Source organism: Embleya scabrispora DSM 41855 (assembly GCF_000372745.1).
Classification (GTDB): Bacteria; Actinomycetota; Actinomycetes; order Streptomycetales; family Streptomycetaceae; genus Embleya; species Embleya scabrispora.
In genome coordinates this window covers 113,375-138,663 of record NZ_KB889574.1, presented here as the reverse complement: position 1 = coordinate 138,663, position 25,289 = coordinate 113,375, and the positions used below count along the sequence as shown (strand labels likewise).

The 25,289-nt window shown below is 71.1% G+C and carries 24 protein-coding genes and 1 tRNA gene; 18 read left to right on the top strand and 7 right to left on the bottom strand.

Annotated elements, in window-relative coordinates:
- Positions 1-29: 29 nt before the first annotated feature.
- From A3IC_RS0106730 to A3IC_RS52875, 13 genes are all read left to right on the top strand, one after another.
- Positions 30-401 (top strand): NADH-quinone oxidoreductase subunit A, encoded by a 372-nt coding sequence (locus tag A3IC_RS0106730; RefSeq protein WP_020549293.1) that lies wholly within the window; start codon positions 30-32, stop codon positions 399-401.
- Positions 392-994 carry an NADH-quinone oxidoreductase subunit B gene (locus A3IC_RS0106725; RefSeq protein ID WP_020549292.1) on the top strand — a complete coding sequence of 201 codons (603 nt, stop codon included), beginning with the start codon at positions 392-394 and terminating at the stop codon, positions 992-994. The genes A3IC_RS0106730 and A3IC_RS0106725 overlap by 10 nt, the downstream gene beginning before the upstream one ends.
- Positions 991-1,758, top strand: coding sequence for an NADH-quinone oxidoreductase subunit C (locus A3IC_RS0106720; RefSeq protein ID WP_020549291.1), 768 nt, complete (start codon positions 991-993; stop codon positions 1,756-1,758). Before A3IC_RS0106725 ends, A3IC_RS0106720 begins: the two co-directional genes overlap by 4 nt.
- Complete coding sequence (locus A3IC_RS0106715; RefSeq protein ID WP_020549290.1) at positions 1,755-2,711, top strand: complex I subunit 1/NuoH family protein; 957 nt, start codon at positions 1,755-1,757, stop codon at positions 2,709-2,711. The genes A3IC_RS0106720 and A3IC_RS0106715 overlap by 4 nt, the downstream gene beginning before the upstream one ends.
- Entirely contained in the window at positions 2,711-3,265 is a 555-nt protein-coding gene (locus A3IC_RS0106710) for a NuoI/complex I 23 kDa subunit family protein (RefSeq protein ID WP_020549289.1), read from the top strand. The genes A3IC_RS0106715 and A3IC_RS0106710 overlap by 1 nt, the downstream gene beginning before the upstream one ends.
- Complete coding sequence (locus A3IC_RS0106705) at positions 3,262-3,822, top strand: NADH-quinone oxidoreductase subunit J family protein (RefSeq protein ID WP_020549288.1); 561 nt, start codon at positions 3,262-3,264, stop codon at positions 3,820-3,822. Before A3IC_RS0106710 ends, A3IC_RS0106705 begins: the two co-directional genes overlap by 4 nt.
- Positions 3,823-3,829: 7 nt before the next feature.
- Positions 3,830-4,153 carry an NADH-quinone oxidoreductase subunit NuoK gene (gene nuoK, locus A3IC_RS0106700; protein WP_020549287.1) on the top strand — a complete coding sequence of 108 codons (324 nt, stop codon included), beginning with the start codon at positions 3,830-3,832 and terminating at the stop codon, positions 4,151-4,153.
- Entirely contained in the window at positions 4,144-6,042 is a 1,899-nt protein-coding gene (locus tag A3IC_RS0106695; protein WP_425387313.1) for an NADH-quinone oxidoreductase subunit 5 family protein, read from the top strand. Before nuoK ends, A3IC_RS0106695 begins: the two co-directional genes overlap by 10 nt.
- 103 nt (positions 6,043-6,145) lie before the next feature.
- On the top strand, positions 6,146-7,606 hold the full coding sequence (locus A3IC_RS0106690) for a complex I subunit 4 family protein (protein ID WP_245599174.1): 1,461 nt from the start codon (positions 6,146-6,148) through the stop codon (positions 7,604-7,606).
- Position 7,607: 1 nt separating this feature from the next.
- Positions 7,608-9,221 carry an NADH-quinone oxidoreductase subunit N gene (locus A3IC_RS0106685; protein WP_020549284.1) on the top strand — a complete coding sequence of 538 codons (1,614 nt, stop codon included), beginning with the start codon at positions 7,608-7,610 and terminating at the stop codon, positions 9,219-9,221.
- A 169-nt stretch (positions 9,222-9,390) separates the two neighbouring features.
- Positions 9,391-10,251: a zinc metalloprotease HtpX gene (gene htpX, locus A3IC_RS0106680; RefSeq protein WP_020549283.1), complete on the top strand. Its 861-nt coding sequence runs from the start codon at positions 9,391-9,393 to the stop codon at positions 10,249-10,251.
- 156 nt (positions 10,252-10,407) lie between these two features.
- Positions 10,408-10,812, top strand: coding sequence for a YccF domain-containing protein (locus tag A3IC_RS0106675; RefSeq protein ID WP_026217953.1), 405 nt, complete (start codon positions 10,408-10,410; stop codon positions 10,810-10,812).
- A gap of 212 nt (positions 10,813-11,024) precedes the next feature.
- Positions 11,025-12,005, top strand: a complete 981-nt coding sequence (locus A3IC_RS52875; protein ID WP_020549281.1) for a glycosyltransferase family 2 protein — start codon at positions 11,025-11,027, stop codon at positions 12,003-12,005.
- A gap of 172 nt (positions 12,006-12,177) precedes the next feature.
- On the opposite strand, the gene A3IC_RS0106665 is transcribed toward A3IC_RS52875, so the two are convergent.
- Positions 12,178-12,666 (bottom strand): YajQ family cyclic di-GMP-binding protein, encoded by a 489-nt coding sequence (locus tag A3IC_RS0106665; RefSeq protein WP_026217952.1) that lies wholly within the window; start codon positions 12,664-12,666, stop codon positions 12,178-12,180.
- 174 nt (positions 12,667-12,840) lie between these two features.
- On the opposite strand from A3IC_RS0106665, the gene A3IC_RS0106660 reads away from it, so the two are divergent.
- Positions 12,841-12,923, top strand: a tRNA-Tyr gene (locus A3IC_RS0106660).
- 151 nt (positions 12,924-13,074) lie between these two features.
- Here the strand turns inward: A3IC_RS0106660 and A3IC_RS0106655 are convergent.
- Positions 13,075-14,010 (bottom strand): AurF N-oxygenase family protein, encoded by a 936-nt coding sequence (locus A3IC_RS0106655; protein WP_020549279.1) that lies wholly within the window; start codon positions 14,008-14,010, stop codon positions 13,075-13,077.
- A gap of 448 nt (positions 14,011-14,458) precedes the next feature.
- Between A3IC_RS0106655 and A3IC_RS52870 the strand changes: the two genes are divergently transcribed.
- Positions 14,459-15,481 carry an NUDIX hydrolase gene (locus tag A3IC_RS52870; RefSeq protein ID WP_158695833.1) on the top strand — a complete coding sequence of 341 codons (1,023 nt, stop codon included), beginning with the start codon at positions 14,459-14,461 and terminating at the stop codon, positions 15,479-15,481.
- A gap of 126 nt (positions 15,482-15,607) precedes the next feature.
- On the opposite strand, the gene A3IC_RS0106640 is transcribed toward A3IC_RS52870, so the two are convergent.
- The 5 genes from A3IC_RS0106640 to A3IC_RS0106620 all read right to left on the bottom strand — a co-directional run bounded on the left by A3IC_RS0106640 (position 15,608) and on the right by A3IC_RS0106620 (position 21,111).
- Positions 15,608-16,051 carry a nuclear transport factor 2 family protein gene (locus A3IC_RS0106640; RefSeq protein ID WP_020549276.1) on the bottom strand — a complete coding sequence of 148 codons (444 nt, stop codon included), beginning with the start codon at positions 16,049-16,051 and terminating at the stop codon, positions 15,608-15,610.
- A gap of 178 nt (positions 16,052-16,229) precedes the next feature.
- Positions 16,230-17,837, bottom strand: a complete 1,608-nt coding sequence (locus tag A3IC_RS52865) for a beta-N-acetylhexosaminidase (protein ID WP_040876227.1) — start codon at positions 17,835-17,837, stop codon at positions 16,230-16,232.
- Positions 17,838-17,961: 124 nt separating this feature from the next.
- Entirely contained in the window at positions 17,962-18,810 is an 849-nt protein-coding gene (locus tag A3IC_RS0106630) for a carbohydrate ABC transporter permease (protein WP_020549274.1), read from the bottom strand.
- Between the two features lie 38 nt (positions 18,811-18,848).
- On the bottom strand, positions 18,849-19,814 hold the full coding sequence (locus tag A3IC_RS0106625) for a carbohydrate ABC transporter permease (protein ID WP_020549273.1): 966 nt from the start codon (positions 19,812-19,814) through the stop codon (positions 18,849-18,851).
- A 4-nt stretch (positions 19,815-19,818) separates the two neighbouring features.
- Positions 19,819-21,111 carry an extracellular solute-binding protein gene (locus A3IC_RS0106620; protein ID WP_020549272.1) on the bottom strand — a complete coding sequence of 431 codons (1,293 nt, stop codon included), beginning with the start codon at positions 21,109-21,111 and terminating at the stop codon, positions 19,819-19,821.
- Between the two features lie 458 nt (positions 21,112-21,569).
- On the opposite strand from A3IC_RS0106620, the gene A3IC_RS0106615 reads away from it, so the two are divergent.
- From A3IC_RS0106615 to A3IC_RS72410, 3 genes are read left to right on the top strand one after another with little or no spacing between them, the layout of a single operon-like run.
- Entirely contained in the window at positions 21,570-23,117 is a 1,548-nt protein-coding gene (locus A3IC_RS0106615) for an N-acyl-D-amino-acid deacylase family protein (protein ID WP_020549271.1), read from the top strand.
- Between the two features lie 10 nt (positions 23,118-23,127).
- The gene (locus tag A3IC_RS0106610) at positions 23,128-23,991 is read left to right on the top strand and encodes an IclR family transcriptional regulator (RefSeq protein ID WP_020549270.1); all 864 of its coding nucleotides are present in this window, start codon (positions 23,128-23,130) and stop codon (positions 23,989-23,991) included.
- Entirely contained in the window at positions 23,988-25,184 is a 1,197-nt protein-coding gene (locus tag A3IC_RS72410) for a type III PLP-dependent enzyme domain-containing protein (RefSeq protein ID WP_020549269.1), read from the top strand. Before A3IC_RS0106610 ends, A3IC_RS72410 begins: the two co-directional genes overlap by 4 nt.
- Positions 25,185-25,289: the final 105 nt, after the last annotated feature.

Sequence of the window (25,289 nt, the reverse complement as noted above, 5' to 3'; positions counted from 1 at the left end):
GGCAATGTCGATCGGAAGGCAGACGCCAGGTGGAGGGCTACTACGGAACGTACGCGCTCGTGGGTCTGGTGCTGCTCGTCGCGTCGGCCTTCGTCGCGGTGGCATTCGCCGGTGGGCGACTGCTGCGACCGAGCGTACCCACGCACGAGAAGCTCATGACCTACGAGTGCGGCGTCGACCCGGTGGGGGTGGGGTGGGCGCAGGTTCACATCCGCTACTACCTCTACGCCTATCTGTACGTCATCTTCGCGGTCGACGTGATCTACCTGTTCCCCTGGGCGACGGTGTTCGACGCGCCCGGTTTCGGCACCGCGACCCTGGTGGAGATGTTCGTGTTCGTCGGCTTCCTGGCCACCGGACTGCTGTACGCGTGGCGGAAGGGCGTGCTCGCATGGACCTGACCCCCGCACCGGTGGAGCGCACACCGGTCGACCTCCCGCCGCCCCGGCTCGGGGTGCTCTCCCGGCTCGCGCCGGACCCGGTGCGGCTGGTGCTGAACTGGGGACGGCGCTACTCCCTCTGGGTGTTCAACTTCGGCCTGGCCTGCTGCGCGATCGAGTTCATCGCGTCCTCGATGGCCAAGCACGACTTCATCCGGCTCGGTGTGATCCCGTTCGCGCCGGGCCCCCGGCAGGCCGACCTGATGGTCGTGTCGGGGACGGTCAGCGACAAGATGGCGCCCGCGATCAAGCGGCTGTACGAGCAGATGCCCGAGCCCAAGTACGTGATCTCGTTCGGGTCGTGCGCGAACTGTGGCGGGCCGTACTGGGATTCGTACTGCGTCACCAAGGGCGTGGACCAGATCGTGCCGGTGGACGTGTACGTGCCCGGTTGCCCGCCTCGGCCGGAGGCGCTGCTCCAGGGCATCCTCAAGCTCCAGGAGCGGATCGCGGTGGAGAACCCGGCGGCGCGATACGCGCGCAAGCTGCCGGCCGCCGCGCTCGGCCGACCGCTGGTCGCCCCGCCCACGCCTCCCGCGGGGGATGCCCGATGACGCCGGAGGAGATCCGCGCGGGACTGGGCGAGGACCTGGTGCTCGCCGTGTCGGACGCGTACGGGTTGGTCACCGTCGACGTCGCGCCGCAGCACTGGGTCGCCGCGCTGACCGCCGCGCGCGACGGGCTCGGCTGCGCGTTCTTCGACTGGCTCACCGGGGTGGACGAACTCGCCGACGGGTTCGACGTGGTCGCGCACGTGTGCGCGATCCCGACCGGGCCCAGGCTGCTGCTGCGCACCCGCGTGCCGCGCGAGGCCGCGGTGCTGGCGACCGCGACCGGGGTGTACGCGGGGGCTCGCTGGCACGAGCGCGAGACGCACGAGATGTTCGGCATCGACTTCACCGACCACCCGGGCCTGGATCCGCTGTTGTTGCCGGACGGCTTCGAGGGACACCCACTGCGCAAGGAGTTCGTCCTGGCCGCGCGGGTGGCCAAGGCGTGGCCGGGCGCGAAGGAGCCGGGCGAGTCCGAGCACGGCGCCGGGCCGGGCCGCGCTCCGGGCCGCCGCCGTACCCTGCCTCCCGGCGTGCCGGACCCGGCGACGTGGGGCCCGCACAAGGAGGAGGCGGCGGCCGAGGCCGCCGCTTCCGAGGAACGCCCACGCCGCGCCCGCAGCGCCGCGGCCGGCTCGGCGAGCCAGGCCACGTCTGATGGTCCACCGGCTCGCCGCACCCGCAGCGCCTCGGAGGGTTCGGCGAGCCAAGCGCCACCGACGCCTCCGAGCGACCCCGGCCCGGCCACCGAAGGGGACACCCCGTGAGTCTCCTCGACGTGTGCCTCCGGCTCGTACTCGTGCTCGGGGCGTTCCTCGTGCTGCCCCTGCTGATCGGGCAGACCGAGCACAAGGTGATGGCGCACATGCAGGCGCGGGTCGGCCCGATCTACGCGGGCGCCTTCCACGGCTGGGCGCAGCTGGTCGCCGACGGCGTCAAGTTCGCGCAGAAGGAGGACATCGTCCCGGCCGGCGCCGACCGCAAGGTGTTCAAGCTCGCGCCGGCCGTCGCGCTGATCCCCTACTTCGTGGTGCTGATCGCGATCCCGATCGGGCCGAACGGCTTCGTCGGTCGCACGATCGACGCCGGCATCGTATTCGTGCTCGCGGTGATGGGCGTGGGCGTGCTCGGTTCGCTGATGGGCGGCTGGGCCTCGGCCAACAAGTACTCGCTGCTCGGCGGCATCCGCTCGGCCGCCCAGCTGATGGCCTACGAACTGCCGATGCTGCTCGCCGCGGCCTCGGTCGCGATGGCCGCCGGGACGGTGTCGCTGCCCGGGATCGTCGAGGGCTTCGAGTGGTGGTGGCTGCCCTGGCAGGCGATCGGCGGCATGGTGTTCTTCACCGCCGGCCTCGCCGAGATCCAGCGCCCGCCGTTCGACATGCCGGTCGCCGACTCGGAGATCATCTTCGGCGCCTACACCGAGTACTCCGGCCTGCGCTTCGCGCTGTTCCTGCTGTCCGAGTACGCCGGGATCCTGATCGTGTGCGCGCTGACCACCGTGCTGTTCCTGGGCGGCTGGCACGGACCGTGGTCGGACTCGGTCGGCTGGTTGTGGACCCTGCTCAAGATCGGCGTGCTCGCGTTCGTGGTGATCTGGCTGCGGGTCAGCTATCCGCGACTGCGCGAGGACCAACTGCAAAAGCTCGCGTGGACGGTGCTCGTCCCGCTCGCGCTCGGCCAACTCGTCCTGACCGGCGTGGTAAAGGTGGCGACCTGATGAAGGGCCTGGCCAAGGGTCTTGCGGTGACCCTCAAGACACTCACCAAGAGGTCCGTCACACAGTCCTATCCGGAGGTCCTGCCGGAACTGCCGCCCCGCTCGCGCGGGGTGATCGCGCTGTTCGAGGAGAACTGCACGGTCTGCATGTTGTGCGCGCGCGAATGCCCGGACTGGTGCATCTACATCGACTCGCACAAGGAGGTCGTGCCCGCCCGCGAACCCGGCGCGCGCGACCGCACCCGCAACGTGCTCGACCGCTTCGCGATCGACTACGCGCTGTGCATGTACTGCGGGATCTGCGTCGAGGTGTGCCCGTTCGACGCGCTGTTCTGGTCGCCGGAGTTCGAGTACGCGACCGACGACATCCTCGAACTCACCCACGAGAAGGACAAGCTGCGCGAGTGGATGTGGACCGTCCCGCCGCCGCCCGCGCTGGACGAGCACGCCGAGGACCCCAAGGAACTGATCCAGGCCCGCAAGGCCGTCGAGAAGGCGGAGAAGGCCGCCGCCGCGGCCCGGGCCGCTGCGGCGAAAGCGGAGGAGAACCCGTGAACCTCGCCGTCGCCGAGCACGGTTTCCTCTCGCCCACCGGCGCCGAGATCGCCTTCGTCCTGATCGGACTCGTCGTGCTCGGCTCCGCGCTGCTCGTGGTGACCACCCGTCAGGTCGTGCACGCCGCGCTGTGGCTGGTGGTCACGCTCGGCGGGCTGGCCGCCGAGTACCTGCTGCTCACCGCCGAGTTCATCGCCTGGGTCCAGGTGCTGATCTACGTCGGCGCGGTCGTGGTGCTGCTGCTGTTCGGCCTGATGCTCACCAAGGCGCCGATCGGCTACTCCGAACCGCCCGACTCCGCCGCCCGGATCCCCGCCGCCGTGGTCGCGCTGGGCGCCACCGCGACCCTGCTCACCGTGATCGTGGACGCGTTCCGCACCGCCTACCTGCACCTGGGCGACGACACCGTGGGCAGCACCGAGGTCACCGGGCAGAGCCTGTTCAAGGTGTGGGTGCTGCCGTTCGAGGTGTTGTCCGTACTGCTCCTGGCCGCGCTGATCGGCGCCATCGTGCTCTCTCGCTCCCGCTCGCGCGCGCACTCGGGCCGGAAGGACTGACCCCGCGATGCATCTGGTCTATCCGCTCGTCCTCGCCGTCCTGTTGTTCGGCATCGGGCTCTACGGGGTGATCGCGCGCCGCAACGCGATCCTCGTGCTGATGTCGATCGAGCTGATGCTCAACGCGGTCAACATCAACCTGGTCGCGTTCGACATGTACCTGCGCGACACGCTGCACGCCGGTCAGGCGCTGACCCTGTTCGTGATCACCATCGCCGCCGCCGAGATCGGCCTGGGCCTGGCGATCGTGCTGATGGTGTTCCGCAACCGGGCCACCACCGACATTCCGGAACTGCGCGAGCTCGCCGAGCACAAGGAGGGATCGGTATGACGGTCGCCGCCGCCACGGCCACCGGCCTGCCCGCGCTCGCGGCCCTGCTCGGGCTGTTCCTCGGCCGCCGGGTGCGCCCGGTCCTGATCGCCGTACCCGCTGTGCTGGTCGCGACCGGGCTCGCGATCGCCGTGGCCGCCGGCATCGGCGACGACGTGCACGAGTCGGCGGTACGGCTGACCCCCACCGGCGCACTGGACATCACGCTGGGGCTGCGCGTGGACGGACTCGCGGCGCTGTCCGCGGTGCTGGTCACCGTGGTCGCGCTGCTGGTGCAGATCTACTCGGCCGCCTACCTGCGCGAGGATCCGCGCTACTCGTCCTACGCCGCGCTGGTGTCGCTGTTCACCGCCGCGATGCTGCTCGTCGTGTACACCGGCGACCTGATCGTGCTCCTGGTCGGCTGGGAGGTGATGGGCGTCTGCTCGTACTTCCTGATCGGCCACCACTGGGAGACCGAGGCGGCCCGCTCGGCCTCGATCAAGGCGTTCGTGGTCACCAAGCTCGGCGACGTGCCGTTCCTGATCGGCATCCTCGTGCTCGGCACGGGCGCCGACTCGTTCCGCATTCGCGACGTGCTCGCCGCGGTGCCCGAGGGCGGCGCGGGGTGGGTCACCGCCGGCACCCTGCTGCTGCTCGGCGGCGTCGCGGGCAAGTCCGCGCAGGTACCGCTGCAGACCTGGCTGCCGGACGCGATGGCCGGCCCGACCCCGGTGTCCGCGCTGATCCACGCGGCCACCATGGTCGCCGCCGGAGCCTACCTGGTGGCCCGCCTGTACCCGGCCTTCCTGGCCGCGCACGCGACGCTGATCGTGCTCGCGGTGCTGGCCATGGTGACGATGATCGGCTCGGCCCTGGCCGCGCTGGCCCAGGAGGACCTCAAGCGGGTGCTCGCGTGGTCGACGGTCGGCCAACTCGCCTACATGACCGGTGGGCTCGCGGTCGGCGGGCGCGACGCGGCGGTGTTCCACCTGCTCTCGCACGGCGCCTTCAAGGCACTGCTCTTCCTCGGCGCCGGAGTGGTCATCCACGTCGTCGGAACCGGCGCGCTGGCCGGCATGGGCGGATTGCGGCACCGGGCGCCGATCGCGTTCTGGACCATGACCGCCGGGCTCGCCGCGCTCGCGGGTCTCCCGCCGTTCGCCGGCTTCTTCAGCAAGGAGGCGGTGCTCGGCGCGGCCGAGCACACCGCCGCCGGGCACGGCCCGGTACCGCAGACTGCAGGGTGGCTGGTCCTGGTGGCCGGGCTGCTCACCGCCGTGCTGACCGCGGCCTACGCGACCCGGGTCTGGCTGCGGGTGTTCTTCGGACCGGCGCGCGAGACGGCGCCCGGCGCGGAGGTGCCCGCGCACGCGGACGCGGCGGACTACGGCAGGCCCACCCCTGCGGGTGAGGCGCCCGCCGCGATGGTGTGGCCGCTGATCGTGCTGGCGGTGCCGACGGTGCTGTTCGGTTTCGTGGCCTTTTCCGGCCTGCCGTCCCTGGGCGGCGACCTGGGCTACGACGAATTGACCCCGCACTTGCCGACCACGGTGCTCGCGCTGGCCGCGTTCGTGCTCGGCGCCGGTGTGGTCGCCGCGTTGTGGCGGCGCGACCCGGCCGCCGATCCGGCCCGGGTGCTGGGCCCGCTGCGCGGCCCGGCGCTGCGCGGATTCGACGTGGACGGGCTGTACGCGGCGCTGGTCCTGACCCCGACCCGACTCGCCGCCAAGGCGGCGCGGTTCAGCGACGGGGCCGTCGTCGACACCTACGTCAAGGGCGCCGCGCAGAGCGCGTGGCTGCTCGGCGGCGGCATTCGCCGGGGCCAGAACGGCAACACCCGGCTCTACCTGACCGGCCTGTTCGCGGGCGTGGTCGTGCTCGCCGTCGCAGTGGCGGTGGGCTCGTGACCCGCCGTCGATCGTTGCCCCCGACGCCCTCTCATGCCCAGGAGACCTCCCGGTGAGCGTCGTGCTGATCCTCGTCGTGGCCGCGCCGCTGCTCGGCGCCGCCATGCTCCTGCTGCCCGGGATCGCGGATCGCGCGGCCCGGCTGGTCGGCGTCGGCGCGAGCGCGGCGACCCTGATCGGTGCCGTGGTGCTCGCGTGCGGCTTCGACCGCGGGCGCGGCATGCAGTTCGAGACCGACGTGTCCTGGGCGCCCTCGCTGGGCCTGCGCTTCCACCTCGGCATCGACGGGATCTCGCTGCCGCTGCTGCTGCTCAGCGCGCTGCTCACGCTGCTGGTCGCCGTCCACAGCCTGTGGAACATTCCGCCCGGCGGCGACTCCCGTGCGTTCGTCGCGCTGTTCCTGCTCCTGGAGACCGGCACACTGGGCACCTTCGCGGCGCTCGACCTGATCCTGTTCTTCCTGTTCTTCGAGGTCGTCCTGGTCCCGATGTACTTCCTCATCAACCGCTGGGGCAGTCCGGGCGAACGCGGCCCGGCCTCGTACAAGTTCATCCTGTACACGCTGCTCGGCTCGGCCGTGATGCTGCTCGGCTTCCTGCTGATCCAGGCGGAGACCGGCACCTTCGACATGGTCGAACTCGCCGACCGGCACGGCGCGGGCATGTCGCACGGCGTCCAGGTGCTGGCGTTCCTGGCGATCGGCCTGGGCCTGGCGGTCAAGGTGCCGATGTGGCCGCTGCACACCTGGCTGCCGGACGCGCACACCGCCGCGCCGACGGCCGGCTCCGTGCTGCTGGCGGGCGTGCTGCTCAAGATGGGCACGTACGGCCTGATCCGGATCGCGGTGCCGATGTTGCCGGAGGGCGCCGAGACGTTCGCACCGTACCTGGCCGCATTCGGCGTGGTCGGCATCGTGTACGGCTCACTGGTGTGTCTGGCCCTGCTGCGCGACCCGGACGGCGACCTCAAGCGCATCATCGCCTACTCGTCGGTGGGTCACATGGGCTTCGCCCTCCTCGGCATCGCCACGCTCACCCCGCAAGGGATCAACGGCGCGCTGTTCGTCAACATCGGCCACGGCCTGATCACCGGCCTGCTGTTCTTCCTGGCCGGCGCGGTCAAGGACCGGCACGACACCGCACTGCTGGGCCGACTCGGCGGCGGGATGTACGGGCGCACCCCTCGACTCGGCGCGCTGGTCGCCTTCGGCGCGGTGGCCGGGCTGGGGCTGCCCGGACTGGCCGGCTTCTGGGGCGAACTGCTCGCGATGTACGGCGCGTACGAGCCGGCGGCCGGGCTGTCCACCGCCGGCTACCGGACCTTCCTGGCCCTGGCCGGCCTGGGCACCGTGCTGACCGCGGCCTACATGCTCGGCCTGGTCCGCCGGCTGTGCATGGGCCCCGCGGGCGAGGCCCCGACGGGCCGGCCGGAGGTCGACGTGACCGGCCGCGAGGTCGTGGTGTGGACCCCGCTCGTCGCGCTCACCCTGCTCGCCGGCCTGTGGCCGGCCACCGTGCTCGCGATCACCGACCCGGCCGTGCGTGCCCTCATGGGAGGCAGCTGACATGCCGTTCGACGTCCAGTCGATCGACTGGCTCGCGATCGGGCCGGTGGTCGCCGTCGCGGTCGCCGCGCTCGTGGTGCTGCTCGCGGACCTGTTCCTGGAGGGCGCGCGCAAGGCCGTGCTGCCCTGGCTCACCCTGGCCGGACTCGGTGCGGCGCTGGTGCTGTTGTTGCCGCTGCACGCGGACGACCTCGACGCGCGCGGCACGTTCTGCTCGCCGTCGGGCTGCTCGTACGTGGTCACCGACCTGACCCTGGTGCTCCAGTTGGTGCTGCTCGCCTCGGCGTTTGTGGTCGTGCTGCTGTCCATGCCGATGTTGTCGGTGCCGAAGACGCGGCCGACCGAGGACGGCGACGAGGGCGAGGTGCCCGGTGGTGAGTACCAGTTCCTGCTGCTGTCCTCGGTGACCGGCGCGGTCGCCCTGGCCGGCGCGCGCGACCTGCTGACCCTGGTGATCGCCCTGGAGACGTTGTCACTGCCCGCGTTCGCGCTGGTGGGCCTGCGCCGGGACGGCCCGGGCGGCGAGGCCGCACTGAAGTTCTTCCTGCTGTCCGTGGCCGCCACCGCGGTGATGTTGTTCGGCGTGAGTCTGGTCTACGGGAGCACCGGCAGCGTGCACCTGGCCAGGATCGCGAGCGACCTGGAGCACCTGGACCCGCGGTTGACCACGGTGGCCGCGACCGGGGCGGTGTTGACCATGGTCGGGTTCGCGTTCAAGGTCGCGGCGGTGCCGTTCCACTTCTGGGTGCCGGACACCTATCGCGGCGCGCCGATCCCGGTGGCCGCCTACCTGTCCGTGGTCTCCAAGACCGCCGGATTCGCCGGCCTGCTCCTGGTCGCCGGCATCGCCTTCCGGCCGTACGCGCACATCTGGGGTCCGGCGCTCGCGGTGCTGGCCGCGGTGACGATGACCGCGGGCAACGTGGCCGCGCTGCGGCAGACCGACGCGGTGCGCTTGTTGGCGTGGTCCTCGATCGCCCAGTCGGGTTACGTGCTGGTCCCGTTCGGGACGGCCGCCGGGCACGGCGAGGACCTGGCCGACACGCTGCCCGCGGCGATCGCCTATCTCGCGGTGTACGCGGTGATGAACCTGGGCGCGTTCGCGGTGGTGACCCTGGTGGCGCGCGAGCGCGGCGGCCTGGTCTCCGATCACCGCGCGCTGTTCCGCTCGCGCCCGGTCGGCGCGGTGGCGATGGCGTTCTTCCTGCTGTGCCTGGCCGGCGTCCCGCCGGGTCTGGCCGGGCTGTTCGCGAAGGTGACCGTGTTCCAGGCGGTGATCGACTCCGGCACCGGCTGGCTGGCGGTGGTGATGGCGGTCAACGTGGTGATCGGTCTGTACTACTACCTGGCCTGGACCGCACAGTTGTTCGCTCCCGCCGCGCCGGGGTTGCCGAGCCCGTCCGGCGGTGCGGCCGGCTCGGACGGCGCCTCGGACAGCGGTGTCCACGGTGTCGGCGGTGGCGGTGTCGGCGGTGGTGTCGCTATCGGTGGTGGCGTTCGGACGCCGGCCCCGCTGGTCGCCGCACTGGTGCTCACCGGGGCGCTCCTAGTGCTGCTCTCGGTTGCGCCACAGGTGGTGCTGCACGTGCTCACGGTGCCGGGTCTGCTCGGCTGACCTGCGGTTCCGACCCGGGGGCGGGGGGTTATGCCCGCCCCGGGAGGGAACTCTGCGAGGCGTTGTCCCGTTGCGAAAGAAGAGACAACGGGCAGAGGGCGACAAGCCGGCGGATACTCCGCAGGGACCCGCATTGTCACCCCTGGGACGCTTGCGAGAGGACTCTGCCGTGCACGGCCAGCACAACGGACTGAAGACCGCCGTACTGCTCGGCGGCATGTCGGCGCTCATCCTGGTCGTCGGCAGCTTCTTCGGTCGGACCGGGTTGATCATCGCCCTGTTCGTGGCCCTGGCCACGAACGGCTACGCCTACTTCAACAGCGACAAGATCGCGCTGCGCTCGATGCGCGCGCGCCCGGTCAGCGAGGCGGAGAACCCCGAGCTGTACCGGATCGTGCGCGAGCTCGCCAACGACGCCCGGCAGCCGATGCCGCGCCTGTACATCTCGCCCACCGAGGCGCCCAACGCGTTCGCCACCGGCCGCAATCCGCGCAACGCGGCGGTCTGCTGCACGACCGGCATCCTGCGCATCCTGGACGCGCGCGAGCTGCGCGGGGTGCTCGGACACGAGCTGTCGCACGTCTACAACCGGGACATCCTGATCTCGTCGGTGGCCGGCGCGCTGGCCAGCGTGATCATGTTCCTGGTCAACTTCGCGTGGTTGATCCCGTTCGGGCGCAGCAACGACGACGAGGGTCCGGGCCTGTTCGGCATGCTGGCGATCATGATCCTGGGCCCGCTGGCGGCCGGTGTCATCCAGTTGGCGGTCAGTCGTTCGCGTGAATACCAGGCGGACGCCTCCGGGGCCCGGCTCACCGGCGACCCGATGGCGTTGGCGAGCGCGCTGCGCAAGCTGGACGCGGGCACCCAGGCGCTGCCGCTGCCGCCGGAACCGAAGTTGCAGACCACCAGCTCGCTGATGATCGCCAACCCGTTCCGGCGTGGCGCGGGCGGGATGAGCAAGTTGTTCTCGACGCACCCGCCGATGGCGGACCGGATCGCCCGGCTCGAGGCGATGGCGGGGCACTGAGGCAGAGCGATGGGGGCGGGGCGGGACCCGGTGGCGGACCGGTGGCAGACCCGGTAGTGGACTCGGCGGCTGGCGGCGGGCTCGGGGCCGTCGGCTCGGGGGACCGTCAGTCCTGCGGGGGAGGTCAGGAGACGCCGGGCGGGGTAGAACAGCTCCGTGAAAACTGTCCTGAACATCATTTGGCTCGTGTTCTCCGGCCTGTGGCTGGCCATCGGCTACGCCGTCGCCGGCATCGTCTGCTTTCTGCTGTTCTTCCTCGTCGTGACCATCCCGCTGGGCATCGCGTCCATGCGGATCGCGGCATACGCCCTGTGGCCGTTCGGCCGCCGGGTGGAGTGGCGGCGCGACGCGGGTACCGGATCGATGCTCGGCAACATCCTGTGGATCGTGCTGTTCGGCTGGTGGCTGGCGCTCGCGCACCTGGTCACCGGCATCATCCTGTGCATCACCGTCATCGGCATCCCGCTGGGCCTGGCCAACTTCAAGCTCATCCCGGTCTCGCTCACCCCGCTGGGCCGCGAGATCGTCTCGACCGACGACCCGATGCACGTGGGCGTCTGAGCGGACCAGCGGCCCGGTGCTCGCCGATCGGGGTGCGCACCGATCGGGTGCCGGCCGGTCGGGCGGTCGCTGAGCCCGGACAGGCCAATCGCGTGATCTCGTACGGGGGAGACCCGGGCCAACCGCTGTAGCCGCGCCCCCGGTGTGTCGATATGTCCCGGTAGGCACGGGTAGATCCACTACAGCCCACACCGGGAAGCGCGGAGGTTGCCGTGGCGGCGACGGTCAGTGTCATCGTTCCGACCCGCGACCGCACGGCGCTGTTGGCCGATGCCCTGCGCAGCGTGGTTCTCCAGGGCATGCGGGACATCGAGGTCGTCGTGGTCAACGACGGCGGTGCGGACGTCGCGGGCGTGTTGCCGCTGGGCGTCCGGGGGATGACCGTGCGGCTGCTCTCCTTCCCGCGCTCGCGCGGCCCGGCGGCGGCGCGCAACGCGGGCCTGGAGATCGCCACCGGGCGCTTCGTCGCCTTCCTCGACGACGACGACATGTACCTGCCCGGCCACCTCGACCGGGCCTTGGCCGCGCTGGAGAGCACCGGCTCGGACGCGATCTACGCGGACTGCATCCTCAGCGGCGACCGGGCGATGCCGGGCGAGACGCCGGCCGGCCCGTACCACTACGACTTCCCCTACGACCCGGACATGCTCTCGGTGGCCAACTTCGTGCCGACCACCGCCGTGGTCGCGCGCAATCCCGCGCACACCGCGCCCGCGTCCTGGTTCCGCTTCGACCCCGAACTGCCACTGCTGGTCGACTGGTCGTTGTGGCTGCGCCTGGTGCACGACCGCGGCTGGTCGTTCGCCCGGCTGTCCGAGCCGGGCGTGGTCTACCACCGGGAAGCCGCCGATTCGAGCCTGTCCGGCGGCGCGGCGGCCCAACTCGACTCGCTGGACCGGTACGAGGACACCTACCGCACGATCGTCGCCCGCTGGCCCGTACCGCCCACCGGCCGCGTCGCCCGCTTCCGCCGGCACGCCCTGACCATGTTCGCGATCGCCCGCGAACAACTCTCCACGGGTGCTCACCTGGCCCCGTTCGCCTACGAGGACGCCCTCCGCGTCCTGCACGCGGGCTTCACCGGCCGCCTGGAGGAGGAGGACGTCCCCACCCGCCTGTCGGCGGTCCTGACGGGCGCGGCGGCCCCGACGATCGACGCGTGCGGGCCGTTGGTGGAGCGGGTGCAGCAGTAGCGGCGGGGATGGGGCGGGGTGGGCGACACGCACAAAGGGCACAGCGAGGACCCTGGACCCACCGTCGCCGGCGATCCGTCCTCGCTGTGCCCTCGACCCGGTACCACCGAGCCCGCCGCCACCGTCCCGCGCCGCCGCGCCGCCGCGCGTCACCGCAGGCCGACGGCCTCGATCAGCGGTAGTTCACGAACTGGAGCGCGAAGTCCAGGTCCTTGCCCTTGAGCAGCGCGATGACCTCCTGGAGGTCGTCCCGGTTCTTGGACGAGACCCGCAGCTCCTCACCCTGGATCTGCGCCTTGACGCCCTTGGGCCCCTCGTCGCGGATGATCTTGGAGACCTTCTTCGCGTTCTCCTGGGAGATGCCCTCCTGGATCGACGCGAAGATCTTGTACTCCTTGCCGGACGCCTTCGGCTCACCGGCGTCGAGCGACTTGAGCGAGATGCTGCGCTTGATCAGCTTGCCCTGGAACACGTCGAGGATCGCGTTCACACGCTCCTCGGAGTTGGCGCGCATCTCGATCTGCTCGCCGGTCCAGCCGATGTGCGCGCCGACGTTCTTGAAGTCGAACCGCTGCGCGATCTCCTTCGAGGTCTGGTTCAGCGCGTTGTCGACCTCCTGACGGTCGACCTTGGACACGATGTCGAAAGAGGAGTCAGCCAAGGCTCGGAATCGCTTTCTGTGGGAACTGAGTGGGAGGGAAGGCAACCCCTCCAGCCTAGAGCGTCCCCCACGACCCCGACTCCGACCGCATACCACCCACCCGATCCGATACCGAGTGGCGAAGCACCCCGGGTGGTCCGCTATTGTTGTCCCGTCGCGCCGCAAGGCGCACACGGCGGGTTGCCCGAGCGGCCAAAGGGAGCAGACTGTAAATCTGCCGGTGTATGCCTACGTTGGTTCGAACCCAACACCCGCCACACCGAGACGAAGGCCCCTGATCTGCGGAAACGCAGACAGGGGCCTTCGTCGTTCGAGCAAACGGGGCCGATGCTCGAAAAGTACGGCGTGTCTCGGCGTGTTGCGGGTGTGGATCAGTCGCTCAGGAACGTGGGATACCTCGTGCGATGATCAGCCTCCGTTCGTCGACTTCCCCGGCCGATAGTCGGGCGCCACCAGTCCGGAACGCCGCCACAGCGCCAGCCCGGGACCGCCCATGAGCCCGTTCTCCTCGTAGAACCCCACCAGGCGCCGCCCCCAGTCTTGCAACGCCCGACTCCGGTGCGGGTTCGTCCAGGCCTCGCGGGCGGCGGCCCGGGGATCCAGGCCCACCGCCGCGTAGACGCCCGGGTGGATCAGGTTGCGCGCGGTCACATGCGCCACCCGCGCGATGAGCAGCCGACACATGGCCCTCTGCGCCCGATTCAGGTTCGGCATGCGGCGCGCGACCTCCTCGCGGGCGTAACGGACGTGCCGCGCCTCCTCGATCACGTGGATGCGCGCGACGTCGCGAACCAACGGCTGGAGGGTCTCGTTGCGCATCATCTCGCGCTGCATGGCGTCGAGGATCTCCTCGGCGATGAGCGCGGCGGCGAACGGCTGAACGCCCGAGGCGACCGTCTTCAAGAACCGGCCGAGTGCGTGCGCGTGACGACCGGGACCGTAATTGGGGCACTCGAACTTCGTGATCATGCTCCCGAACATCGTGGAATGGCGACACTCGTCGGCGATCTCCGTGAAGGCGTACTGCACATGACGGCTTGTCATGTCCTGGTCATACACGTGTCTGACGAGCAGTTGCATCAGGATCACCTCGACCCAAATACCGACACTCGCCGTGCACGCCACCTCGTGGCGGGACAGGTCGATCCGCTGCTGCGGGCCGAGCCGGTCCCACATGGGAGTGCCGTACAGCGTGCACCGCTCCTCGTCGATGAAGAACGCGTCGGGGAGCAGTGGCGCTTCCCAGTCGATCTCGGTCAGCGGGTCGAACCAGTTCTTCGTGGACGCCGTCAGCAGGCGCTCCGCGGTGCGCTCACGGTCCTTGGTGTCGTCCTTGACTGGCATGCGCGGTCTCCTAGTCAATCCGTGCTGATCCAGCGGGTACGTCCCGCGCGACGCGAACAGGCGTCGGGAGGTAACAAAGTTACTTACAGTTATAATTCATGCTCATTCAGCTAATAGTGCAGGCGCGCCGAACCGCGCGTCCCGCATTTTCGGGTGGCATCCTCGGCGCGATCGACGACACTTCGACGCGGGCTCGGTATGGCGGCCGCGTCGGCCCGGTGGGGTGGATCAGAACTGGGCCGGGAGCTCGCGCGGTGGGGTGGTGGGCCCGTCGACGGCCTGGGTCGCGATGGTGTCGATCTCGTGCCGGGCGCCCTGGGCCATCGAGCGTTCGGTGGCGGCCGTCTCGGAGTCCCAAAGGTTGCGATTCGTCGTCCCGCCTATCCGGTTCGTGCGATCGATCGGCCAGGATGGGGCGGAACAACGGGCGGACGCGACGGGGGAGCGGATGAGTGGCAACGGCAATGACGAACCGGTATCGCAGGACCTGATCGACTACTGCGCGACCCTGCCGGGTGTGCTGGTGGGCGCCGGGGTGCTGCTGCGTGATCGGCACGGCGGGCTCGTGGTGGTGGAGCCCAACTACAAGCCCGGCCTGGAGCTTCCCGGCGGGACGGCCGAGCCGGGGGAGACCCCGCACGAGGCCGCCGGACGCGAGGTGCGCGAGGAACTGGGCCTGGACATCACCGTCGGCCGGTTGCTCGCGGTGTGTGTGACTGCGGCGGGGACGTACGGGCGGGTCGTCTTGGACTTCCTCTTCGACGGGCCGACGCTGACCGACGAGCAGGTCGCGGTGCTGGCTCCGGCCGATGCCGAACTGGACGCGGTGTACGTGCTCACCCCCGACCAGGCACTGCCGCGCTTCCCGGCTCCGACGCGGCGGCGGGTCTCGGCGGCGTTGGAGGCGTACGCGTCGGGGGCCTGCCTGTATGTGGTCGACGGGCGCGAGTACCGGCCGGCGAAGAAGCGGGTGTGGCACGAGGACGAGCCGATCCCGGACGGCATACCCGTCGGCCGGGCGGCGGGGTGGCTGTTCGATCCCGAGGGTCGGGTCCTGTTGGTCGGTGACCCGGACGGCGGGTACGCGCTGCCCGGCGGCGGCGCGGAACCCGAGGACGCGGACGCGTTGGCGACGCTCACGCGCGAGGTCGCCGAGGAGGCCAACGCGGTGCTCGGGAAGATCACCCACGTGGGCTATCTGTCCGACCCGGACGGCAGCGACGTCAGATCCCGCAGCGCCGCCCGGATCACCGCACTCGGCCCGCTCGCCCCCGACCCGGCGACGGGCTGGTCGTGGAGCCGCGCGCTGGTCACCCCGCGCCGCGCCGCCGCGCTCCTCGGCGACGGCTACGACGCGCGCCTGCCCCAGGCGCTGGCCGCCCAGCGCATTGCCCACGAACGCCTCGGCGTCCCGATCCTGGACGACGACAGCCGAGTCGACGTCCCCCCGGAGGGCATCACTTACGAGTAGGGCCCGGCCCCACTCGGCGGCCGCCCGGTCCACCCGGCAGCGGTCGCGCTCGCCGCGTCCGCCATGGCCGCGCTGTGGGCCGGAGCGCCGTGGTCGGTCGTCGGGGGGACGTTCGGACTGTTGTCCCTACAGCGATCGGTTCAGGTGGTGGGTCAGGTCTCCGACGTAGTCGGTGATCATGTGGCGCCGGGTGAACCGCCATGTTCCGTCGGCGCGTTCGAAGGTGTCGTGGTAGCGGCCGGTGAAGATCGGTTGGAGGGGGAAGTCGGGCAGGGCTTGGAAGACCGTCACGTAGCTGCGGCACGTGCCGGTGCCCACCTCGTCGTCCACGTCCAGGACCAGGTTCGTGGTGACGTGCCGGGTGTGCGGTGTGCCGTTGTCGGGGTAGCGGCGTGTCCACGCCTCGAACATCGCGCGCGCCCCCGCCGCACCGGCCACCTCCAGGTCCTGGCCCTCGGCGGTGATCACCGCGTGCGCGAACAACTCGCCCACGCCCGCGTAGTCGCCGGCGTCGATGCGCTCGGCGTACAGCCCGATCAGATTCGGAATCACGTGGTAACCGGACGGCATGACGGCGGCCTCCCGACCTCTCGACGGATCGTCCCTGCGGCAAGGCCGGCAGGCGGCGACCGCGGAGCAAGCAAAGCAGGACCGGCCGACGGTAACTGACATAGCGTCAGATGTCTTCGAACCGGACCGCATACGACAGGCCGCCCGCGACGTCCTCTGCCCCAGCCCCCAGCCCCCATCACCCCTCGCCGTCCACCCCGCCCCGGATGTCCCGCGTCAGCTCCAGCAACTCCGCCTCGCGGTCCGCGCGTTCCCGCGGCCACCCGAGGGCGTCCGGGCGGGTTTGCCATGGATGTGGGCCGTCCAGCGGCCGGTACTCCACGCCCAGTGCGTCCAGCCGGGCCAGATGTCCCGACGTCAACCGTGTCGTGAAGTCGGCGAAGTCGCCCGGCCCGGACCACACCGCCTCGGCGAACGCGCACAACCTCGGGAAGGCCATGTAATCGACGCGCCGGACCGAGTCCATGTGCTCGGTCCAGATCTGCGCCTGCCCGCCCAGTACTCGCGCGCCCTCCGCGGCGGACAACGCCGACGGCACCGGCCGGAACGCGTACACGTCCGCCAACGTCAGCAGCGGTCCGACCGGAATCGGCTCGTCCGCGCCCTCGCCCTGGCGGTAGTCGAGGTACACCGAGGTGTCCGGACACGCCACCACGTCGAATCCGGCCCGGGCCGCCGCGATCGTGCCGTGTTCGGCGCGCCACCCGCCGATCAGCGCGTCCGAGGGCACCGCCGCGCCGCCTGCCAGCACCTCGTCCCAGCCGAACAGCAACCGCCCGTGCGCGGCCAGCATCGCGGCCAACTCGGCCACGAACCAGCCGCCGAGCGAGCCCGGGTCGGGATGCCCCATCCGCTCCCACGGCCCGGTCGGCACCTCGTCGCCGCCCACGCACACATACCGGGACGGGAAGATCGCGCACACTTCGGCCAGCACGTCGCGGCAGAAGCCCAGCGCCTCCTCGGTCGGCGCGAGCACCCCGTCGGACAACCCGCCCCACCGGGTGCGCACCCCCTCCACCGGCACCGCGCCGAGGGACGGGTAGGCCGCCACCGCCGCCTGTACATGCGCCGGCAGGTCGATCTCGGGCACCACGGTGATGTGCCGATCGGCCGCGTACGCGACGATCTCGCGCAGGTCGTCGCCCGTGTAGTAGCCACCGTGCGGCCGCTCGTCGAACGTCTCGTGCTGCCGCGACCCACGCATGCTGCCCGTGCGCCACGCGCCCACCGAGGTCAGCCGGGGCCATTCCGGCACCTCGATCCGCCAGCCCTGGTCGTCGGTCAGATGCAGGTGCAGCACGTTCAACCGGTGCACCGCCATCAGGTCCACGAAGCGCAGCACGTCCTGCTTGGGCAGGAAGTGCCGGGCCACGTCCAGCATCACCCCGCGCCAGCCGAAGGCCGGCTCGTCCTCGATCACGCACACCGGCAGCGACCACTCGCCCACGCTCACCCGCGCGCGCCGGAACGCGTCCGCCGGCAACAACTGGCGCAGCGTCTGCAGGCCCGCGAACACCCCGGCCGCCGAGCCGCCGCGCAACTCGACCGTCGAGGCGGTGACCTCCAACCGGTACCCCTCGGCCGGCAGCGTGTCGGGGTCGAGCAGCAGCGCGATGCCCGGACCGGGGGCCAGGAGGCACCCGGTCGCCGGGCCCAGCGCACCGCGCAACCACGCGGCCTCGGCGGCCAACTCCGGCGCATGGGTCAGACCCGTGGCCGCCGTCAACACGAATGCCCCCGCAGCCGCGCCCGCCGTGACCCGAGCCGGCCGGGGCACCACACACACCGCCGCCGGCGTCCCGGAGGAACCGGCCGCAACGGACCCTGCCGAGAACGAAGCCGATGAAGCCGATGAAGCCGACGGCGAGGCCGACGAGGGCAGGGACGAGGAGGAGGTGGTCATGAGGGAATCAGTCCTTCACCGCTCCGCCGAGCCCCGAGACCAGGTGCCGCTGTACCAGCACGAAGAAGATCAGGACCGGAATGGTCATCAGGGTGGACGCGGCCATGATGCCGCCCCAGTCGTTCTCGTCCGGCTTGAAGAACACCATCAGCGCCGCCGGCAACGTCTGGTGGTCGGTGTCCAGGATGAACGTCTTCGCGAACACGAAGTCGTTCCACGCGGTGATGAACGAGAACACCGACGTGGCCGCGAGCCCGGGCGCTACCAGCGGGAACAGGATCCGCCACAGGATGGTGAACCGGTTCGCGCCGTCGATCCGGGCGGCCTCCTCCAGCGATTCGGGGATCGCCTTGACGAAGCCGCGCAACATCCAGATCGCGAACGGCAGCGAGAAGGCCAGATTGACCAGCATCAGCGAGCCGAGCGTGCTGAGCCCGAATCCGGGCGCGACCGTGCCGATGTCGCGGACCAGGAAGAACAGCGGGATGGTCAGCGCCTCGACCGGCACCATCTGGGCGACCAGGAACATCACCAGGATCGTGGTGCGGAACTTGAAGTCGAACCGGGTCAACGCGACCGCGGCCAGGAACGAGACCAGGCCGGAGAGTACGACCACCACGGTCGCCACGATCAGGCTGTTGAGGAAGTAGCCGCCGAAGCCGCTGACCCCGAACGCGTCGCGGAAGTTGTCCAGCGTGGGATGCCACGTCCACGGCCGCGGGTCGACCGAGTTGATCTCGCCGTCCGGCTTGAGCGCGGAAAGCACCATCCAGTACAGCGGGAACACGGTCAGCAGCGCGATCACGATCGCCGTCGTGTTGGCGATCCGCCGGGACACCTTGCGGTTCCCCTTCACGCGACGCGGCCCGACGGGGCGAACAGCGGAGGTACGGTTCACAGCTCCTCCCCGGAGCGACGCAGCGCGCGGATGTAGAAGACCGTGACGACGAGCAGGATCAGCGTCATCAGCACGCCGATCGCCGCGCCCAGGCTGTAGTCCGAGGACGCGAACGCCTTTTGGTACGCGTACACGTTGAGGACCAGGTTCTGGCCGGCGATGCCGCCGCCCCCGGTCATCACGTAGATCTGGGTGAAGACCTTGAAGTCCCAGATGATCGACTGGATCACCACGATGGTCAGGATCGGCCGCAGGATCGGCAACATCACGTGTCGGAAGGTGGTCCACGTGGACGCGCCGTCCAGGCGGGCCGCCTCCAGGACCGAGACCGGGATCGACTCGATGCCCGCGTACAGCGAGATCATCACGAACGGGAACGAGTGCCACACGACCACGACGCCGACCAGCGCGAACGCGGACCACTTCTCGTAGAACCAGTTGTGGCCCTGCATGCCCAGGACCTCGTTGACCAGCCCCAGGTTGGTGTCGAAGAGGAACATCCACACCGTCGAACCGGTCATCGCCGGAGCCGCCCACGCGCCGAGCGCGGCGAACAGCAGCAGCAGGCGCGGCCACTTGCCGACCCGGGTCAGCAGCACCGCGAGGGCCGCGCCGACCGCGAGGGTGGCCACGACGCAGGCCGCCGCGAAGATCACGGTCTGGGACAGCACGTCCCAGAACTGGTCGTCGCCCAGCAGGGTCGAGTAGTTGTCGAAGCCGACGAACTCCGCGACCTCGCCCGCCGACGCCTGCGGCTGCCCGAACTCCAGAAAGGAGAGCAGGCCCAGCTGGTAGAGCGGGTAGCCGAACAGCGGGATCAGGATGACCGCGGACGGCAGCAGCAGCCACAGCGGCATCCACGAACGGCGCCGCCCGGACTTGGTCTTGTTCGCGCCGCCGCGCGGGCGGACCGGGGCCGGGGCCGGCCGGTCCGCCCGCGCGGGCGTGGTGGTCGTGGTCACCGTGCTACTTCCCGGCGAACGCGTTGTCGATCGCGGTCTTGGCCTCGCCCGTGGCGCCCGAGACGTCGGACTTGCCGGTGACCACCTTCTGGAACATGGTCGGCACCACGGACTGCGCGTCGATCTTGGCCCACGCGGCGTCCTTGGGCACGAACTTGGTGCCCGCGTTCAGGGTGTCGATGAACGGCTTGAGCCACGGGTCCTTGGCGACCACGTCACCACGCGCCGAGGCGAGCGTGGGCAGGTTGCCCATCGCGTCGAACATCTGGAGCTGGTACTTCTTGCCGCCCAGGATCTTCATGAAGTCGACCGCGAGCGAACGGTGCTGCGAGGACTTCATCACGCCGAGGTCGTTGCCACCGGAGAAGGCCGGCGCGATCGAGCCCGGGGTGTTGCCCGGCAGCGGGACGACCGCGTACTTGCCCTTGGCCACGCCCGCCTCGACCGCGCTGCGCGAGGAGTTGGGCAGGATCGCCATGCCCGCGGTGCCGGCCGCGAAAGCCTCCACCGTCTTGCCGCCGGTGAGGTCGGCGCACTGCTGCGGGGGACAGATGTCCTTGCCGAACAGGTCGGTGTACGCCTTGACGCCGGCCTGCGACTGCGGCGAATCGATCGTGGCGACGTACTTGCCGCCCTGCTGGGTGGCGATGTCGCCGCCGCCCGCCCACACGAACGGCAGGCCACCGAAGGTGTACTTGCCGCCGACCGCGATGCCGAACATGTCCGGCTTGGCCGAACGCACCTTCTTCGCGGCCTCGACCAGCTCGGCGTACGAGGTCGGCGGCTTGATGCCGAGCTCGGTGAACACGTCCGTGCGGTAGTACAGCGAGCGCAGGCCCAGCCACCACGGCAGACCGTAGGTCTTGCCGTCGACCAGCGTGGTGTCCTTGAGGTCCTTGGGCAGGTCGCCCACCTCCGACCACGTGTCCAGGTCGGCGGAGATGTCCGCGAGGCCGCCGGCCGCGACGTAGCCGAACAGGTCGGTGTTGCCGAACTCGACCACGTCCGGCGCGCTGTTCGGGTCGTTGAACGCGCCCTTCATCTTCTCCGCGCGCGGGCCCGCGTCGGTCGGTATGTAGCCGACCTCGACGTTCACCTTCGGGTGCGCGGCCTTGAAGTCGGCGACGGCCGCGTTCACGACCTTCTCCTTGGGCGCGCGGTTCGCCTCGTCGTACAGCCACACCTTGAGCGTGCCGGTCTGTTCGTCGGCGGACTTCGACTTGGACGCCGTGCCCGGCGCGCACGCCGCCAGCGCGATGCCGGCCACTGCGACGGCGGCCAAACTCCGGATCTTCACGACAATTCCTCCTGCGGCGAGGCAGGCCGGAGCGACCGCGGGCGATGCCGCGACCCGAGGGTCGGCCTGTACGTCTGGACGTCTGCATCAATCGACACGAACGGGCCGCAAGGGGAAACATCCGGTGCGGCGTGAGCGGGACGTTAGAAAGCGGCGCCGCGTTCCGACAAGGCGTCCCGCCGAACGTTGTGCACTGCAAAACTGTGTGCTGCGAAAGTGGCACCAAGCGCTCACGGACACGTAACGTCCCTGCTCGGTCGCCCCGTCGCGGCCGGCGCACGGCAACAGCGCGTACATGGCAACACCGCGTACACGGCACCGCACACGGCGAAACCGCACGACACACGGCCCGACCCGGGACCCCGGGTCGGCCACGCACCGACACACCGACACACCGACACACCGGGGACACCGACACCCGGGACACGAGCGGACCACGAAGGGTAGGGAGGGCGCGCATGTACGACGTACTGCTGCGCGGCGGGCAGGTGCTCGACGGCACCGGCGCACCCGCCTTCCGAGCCGACGTCGCGATCACCGGCGACCGGATCGCCGCGATCGGCCGGCTGGACGGCGCACGCGCCCACACCGAGCTCGACGCGAGCGGCCGGTACGTGGCGCCCGGCTTCGTCGACGCCCACGTGCACGGCGACGCCGCCGTGCTCGACCCCGAGGTCCAGCTCGCCGCCCTGCGCCAGGGCGTGACCACCTTCGTGCTCGGCCAGGACGGCCTGTCCTACGCCCCCGCGACCCCCGCCGCGCTGGCCTACGCGACCCGCTACTTCGCGGCGATCAACGGCACCCACCCCGGCCTGGGCGAGGGCCCCGTCTCGGTCGCCGACCTGCTCGCCACCTACGACCGCACCACCGCGGTCAACACCGCCTACCTCGTGCCGCACGGCACCGTCCGGCACAGCGCGCTCGGCCCCACCGCGCGCGCCGCCGACGCCGCCGAACTGGCCGCGATGACCAAGGCGGTCGAACAGGGCCTGGACGAGGGCGCGTGCGGGTTGTCCACCGGCCTGGAGTACGTGCCCGGCCGCTACGCCGACGCCGCCGAGCTGGCCGCGCTGCTCGCCCCCGTCGCGGCCCGCGGCCTGCCGCACGTCTCGCACATGCGCGGCTACGAGGCCGCCGCCGGCCCGGCCATGGGCGAGATGCTCGACGTGGCCCGCGCCGCCGGCGTGGCCACCCACGTCTCGCACTACCACGGCCCGGCCGAAGAACTGATCGCCATGGTGGACGCGGCCCGGGCCGAGGGCCTGGACCTCACCTACGACGCGTACCCCTACCTGCGCGGCTGCAGCATCCTGGCGATGGTCGCGCTACCGCGCGCGCTGGATGATCCCGACCCCGACCGGGTGGTCGCCGCGCTGGCCGAACCGGCCACCCGCCGGCTCCTGGCCGGCGGGGTGGACCCGGCCCTGTGGCCCCGGATCACCCTCGCGCACGTGCCCGCCGCCGACTTCCGCTGGGCCGAGGGCCGGCGCCTCGTGGACGCCGCCGCCGAGGTCGGCGCGAGCCCGGCCGAGTTCTGCGCCGACCTGCTGATCGCCACCGACCTGGTGGCGAGCGCCGTGTTCGACCAGCCGCCGACCAACAGCGACGAGTCGGTCCGCGCGCTGCTGCGCCACCCCGCGCACATCGGCGGCTCGGACGGCATCTACATCGGCGGCAGCCCGCACCCGCGCGGCTGGGGCGCGTTCGCCCGACTGCTCGCCCGACACGTGGTCGAACTCGGCGACTGGACCTGGGAACAGGCCGCGGTGCACCTCGCGTCGCACCCCGCCCGCCGCTTCGGGCTGACCGACCGGGGCCTGCTCCGGGTCGGCCTGGCCGCCGACATCGCGGTGATCGATCCGACCCGGGTGGCCGACCTCGCCGACTACGGCGACGCCCGCCGACCCGCCGCCGGCATCGACGACGTGCTGGTGGCCGGTGTCCCCGTACTCTCGTCCGGAGCCCTGACGGGTCACACGCCCGGGCGCCCGGTCGGGCCGTCCTGAGGACATGCCAGTGAGCATCCACGAGCACGAGCGCGACGTCGACGACACGCCGAGCGAACCGGGCGCCGAGACCCGAGGCGGATCGCGCGCCGAGTCCCGGCCGGCGCCGCCGCGCAACCAGTCCGCATCGCTGCGCCGCGCCCTCGCCGTCCTGGAGCAGGTCCGTGACCACGCCGGCGCCGAGGGCCTGAACCTGACCGAACTGGCCGACGCGCTCGGCCTGTCCAAGAGCACCGTGCTGCGTCTGGCCCAACCGCTCCTGGACACCGGGCTGCTCGCCCGCGACCGCCGACACGGCCACTTCCGCCTCGGCCCCGGCGCGCTCGCGCTCGGCCAGGCGTACCTGGCCGGCATCGACCTGCGCACCGCCGCCGCGGAGGAGGCGCACCGGCTCATGCGCGAGGCAGGCGGCACCGTGCACCTGTGCGTGCCGGACGCGCCGCACATCGTCTACATCGACAAGGTCGAGAACGAGACCGCCGTGCGGATGGCCTCGCGGATCGGCAGCCGTGCGCCGATGTACTGCACGGCCGTCGGCAAGGCGATGCTCGCCTGGCTGCCGGAGGACGTGTTCGCCCAGGTGGTCGAGGCGGGCCTGCCCACCGTCACCGCCCGCACGCTCACCGACCCCGCGCTGCTGCGCACCGAACTGGCCCGGATCCGCAACCGGGGCTACTCCGTGGACGATCGGGAGAACGAGCCCGAGGTGCGCTGTGTGGCGGCGCCTATCTTCGACCACAACGACGTTGTGGTCGGAGCCCTGTCGGTCTCCGGTCTCACGTCCCGCGTCACCGCCGCGCGGGTCCGCGAACTGGGACCCGCGGTCGCGGCGGCGGCCCTCCGTGTATCGCGCACCCTGGGAGCGAACCGATGACCCTCGACTCGTACACCAAAGGCACCTGGCTGCCGTATGAGGAACTCACCGACGACGAACTCGGCGCTGCCGGACACAGCCTGTTCGACGGGCCGTTCACGTGGCCGGTGATGGTCGCGCGCAAGTCCGCGCTGCTCGCGAACGTGGCCACGATGGCCGAGTACACCGCGCGGCACGGCGTGTTGTTCGCACCGCACGGCAAGACCACCATGTCGCCCGAACTGTTCGCCGAGCAACTGGCCGCGGGCGCCTGGGGGATCACCGTGGCGACCGCGAACCAGGCGCTGGCCGCTCACCGGTTCCGGGTGCCGCGGATCCTCCTCGCCAACGAGGTCCTGGACGAGAAGGTGCTGCGCTGGGCCGCCACCCGGCCCGACCTGCTGTTCTACGTGGACTCGCAGGCCGGCGTGGAGGTGGCCGCCCGGGCGTTGGCGGCGGTGCCCGGTGGGAGGTTGTCGGTACTGATCGAGCTGGGCCGCACGGGTGGGCGGACCGGCTGCCGAGGCATCGTCGAGGGGGTCGAACTGGCCCGGGCCGCGGCCGCGGTGCCGGGGCTGACCGTGGCGGGTGTGGCCGGTTACGAGGGTGGCCTGCCGGACGCCGCCGCGGTGTCCGGATGGTTGCGCGAACTGGCGACCCTGGCCGACGAGATCGCCGACCTGGTGCCCGGCACGCCGATCGTCTCGGCGGGCGGCAGCGCGTGGTTCGACGCGGTCGTGGACGTGCTCGCGCCGGACGGCAAGCCGCTCGCGGACCGCACGATCATCCTGCGCAGCGGCGCCTACGTCTCGCACGACGACGGCCTGTACGCCCGCGTGACGCCGTTCGTGCGCCACCCCGAGGAGGGCTCGCTCGCGGGCGCCCTGGAGGTGTGGGCGCAGGTGGTCTCCGCGCCCGAGCCGGGACTGGCCGTGCTCGGCGCGGGGCGCCGCGACGTGCCCTTCGACCAGGACCTGCCGATCCCGTTGCGGGTGCGCGCGCTGGACGGGACGCTTCGCGAAGCGGGGCCGGCACGCGTGGTCAAGCTCGACGACCAGCATGCCTATGTCGACCTCGGCGACAGCACGATGGCCCCGGGCGAGCTGGTCTGCCTGGGGATCTCGCATCCCTGTACGGCCTTCGACAAGTGGCGCGCGGTGCCGGTGGTGGACGACGACCACCGGGTCGTGGACGTGCTGAACACCCACTTCTGAGCCGACCGCCGGACCCGAACCCGACACCCGGGCAAACCGGGCACCGGCTCCGAAACCGAACCACCGGGCACCCGGTCCCGGAACCCCCGCCCGACCCGATCTCGA

Excerpts from the sequence above, each read along its gene's own strand:
- A3IC_RS0106725 (WP_020549292.1), top strand. The coding sequence starts at position 392 with ATGGACCTGACCCCCGCACCGGTGGAGCGCACACCGGTCGACCTCCCG.
- A3IC_RS0106720 (WP_020549291.1), top strand. The coding sequence starts at position 991 with ATGACGCCGGAGGAGATCCGCGCGGGACTGGGCGAGGACCTGGTGCTC.
- A3IC_RS0106710 (WP_020549289.1), top strand. The coding sequence starts at position 2,711 with ATGAAGGGCCTGGCCAAGGGTCTTGCGGTGACCCTCAAGACACTCACC.
- nuoK (WP_020549287.1), top strand. The coding sequence starts at position 3,830 with ATGCATCTGGTCTATCCGCTCGTCCTCGCCGTCCTGTTGTTCGGCATC.
- A3IC_RS0106690 (WP_245599174.1), top strand. The coding sequence starts at position 6,146 with ATGCTCCTGCTGCCCGGGATCGCGGATCGCGCGGCCCGGCTGGTCGGC.
- A3IC_RS0106685 (WP_020549284.1), top strand. The coding sequence starts at position 7,608 with ATGCCGTTCGACGTCCAGTCGATCGACTGGCTCGCGATCGGGCCGGTG.
- A3IC_RS0106655 (WP_020549279.1), bottom strand. The coding sequence starts at position 14,010 with ATGCCAGTCAAGGACGACACCAAGGACCGTGAGCGCACCGCGGAGCGC.
- A3IC_RS52870 (WP_158695833.1), top strand. The coding sequence starts at position 14,459 with ATGAGTGGCAACGGCAATGACGAACCGGTATCGCAGGACCTGATCGAC.
- A3IC_RS0106640 (WP_020549276.1), bottom strand. The coding sequence starts at position 16,051 with ATGCCGTCCGGTTACCACGTGATTCCGAATCTGATCGGGCTGTACGCC.
- A3IC_RS0106615 (WP_020549271.1), top strand. The coding sequence starts at position 21,570 with ATGTACGACGTACTGCTGCGCGGCGGGCAGGTGCTCGACGGCACCGGC.
- A3IC_RS72410 (WP_020549269.1), top strand. The coding sequence starts at position 23,988 with ATGACCCTCGACTCGTACACCAAAGGCACCTGGCTGCCGTATGAGGAA.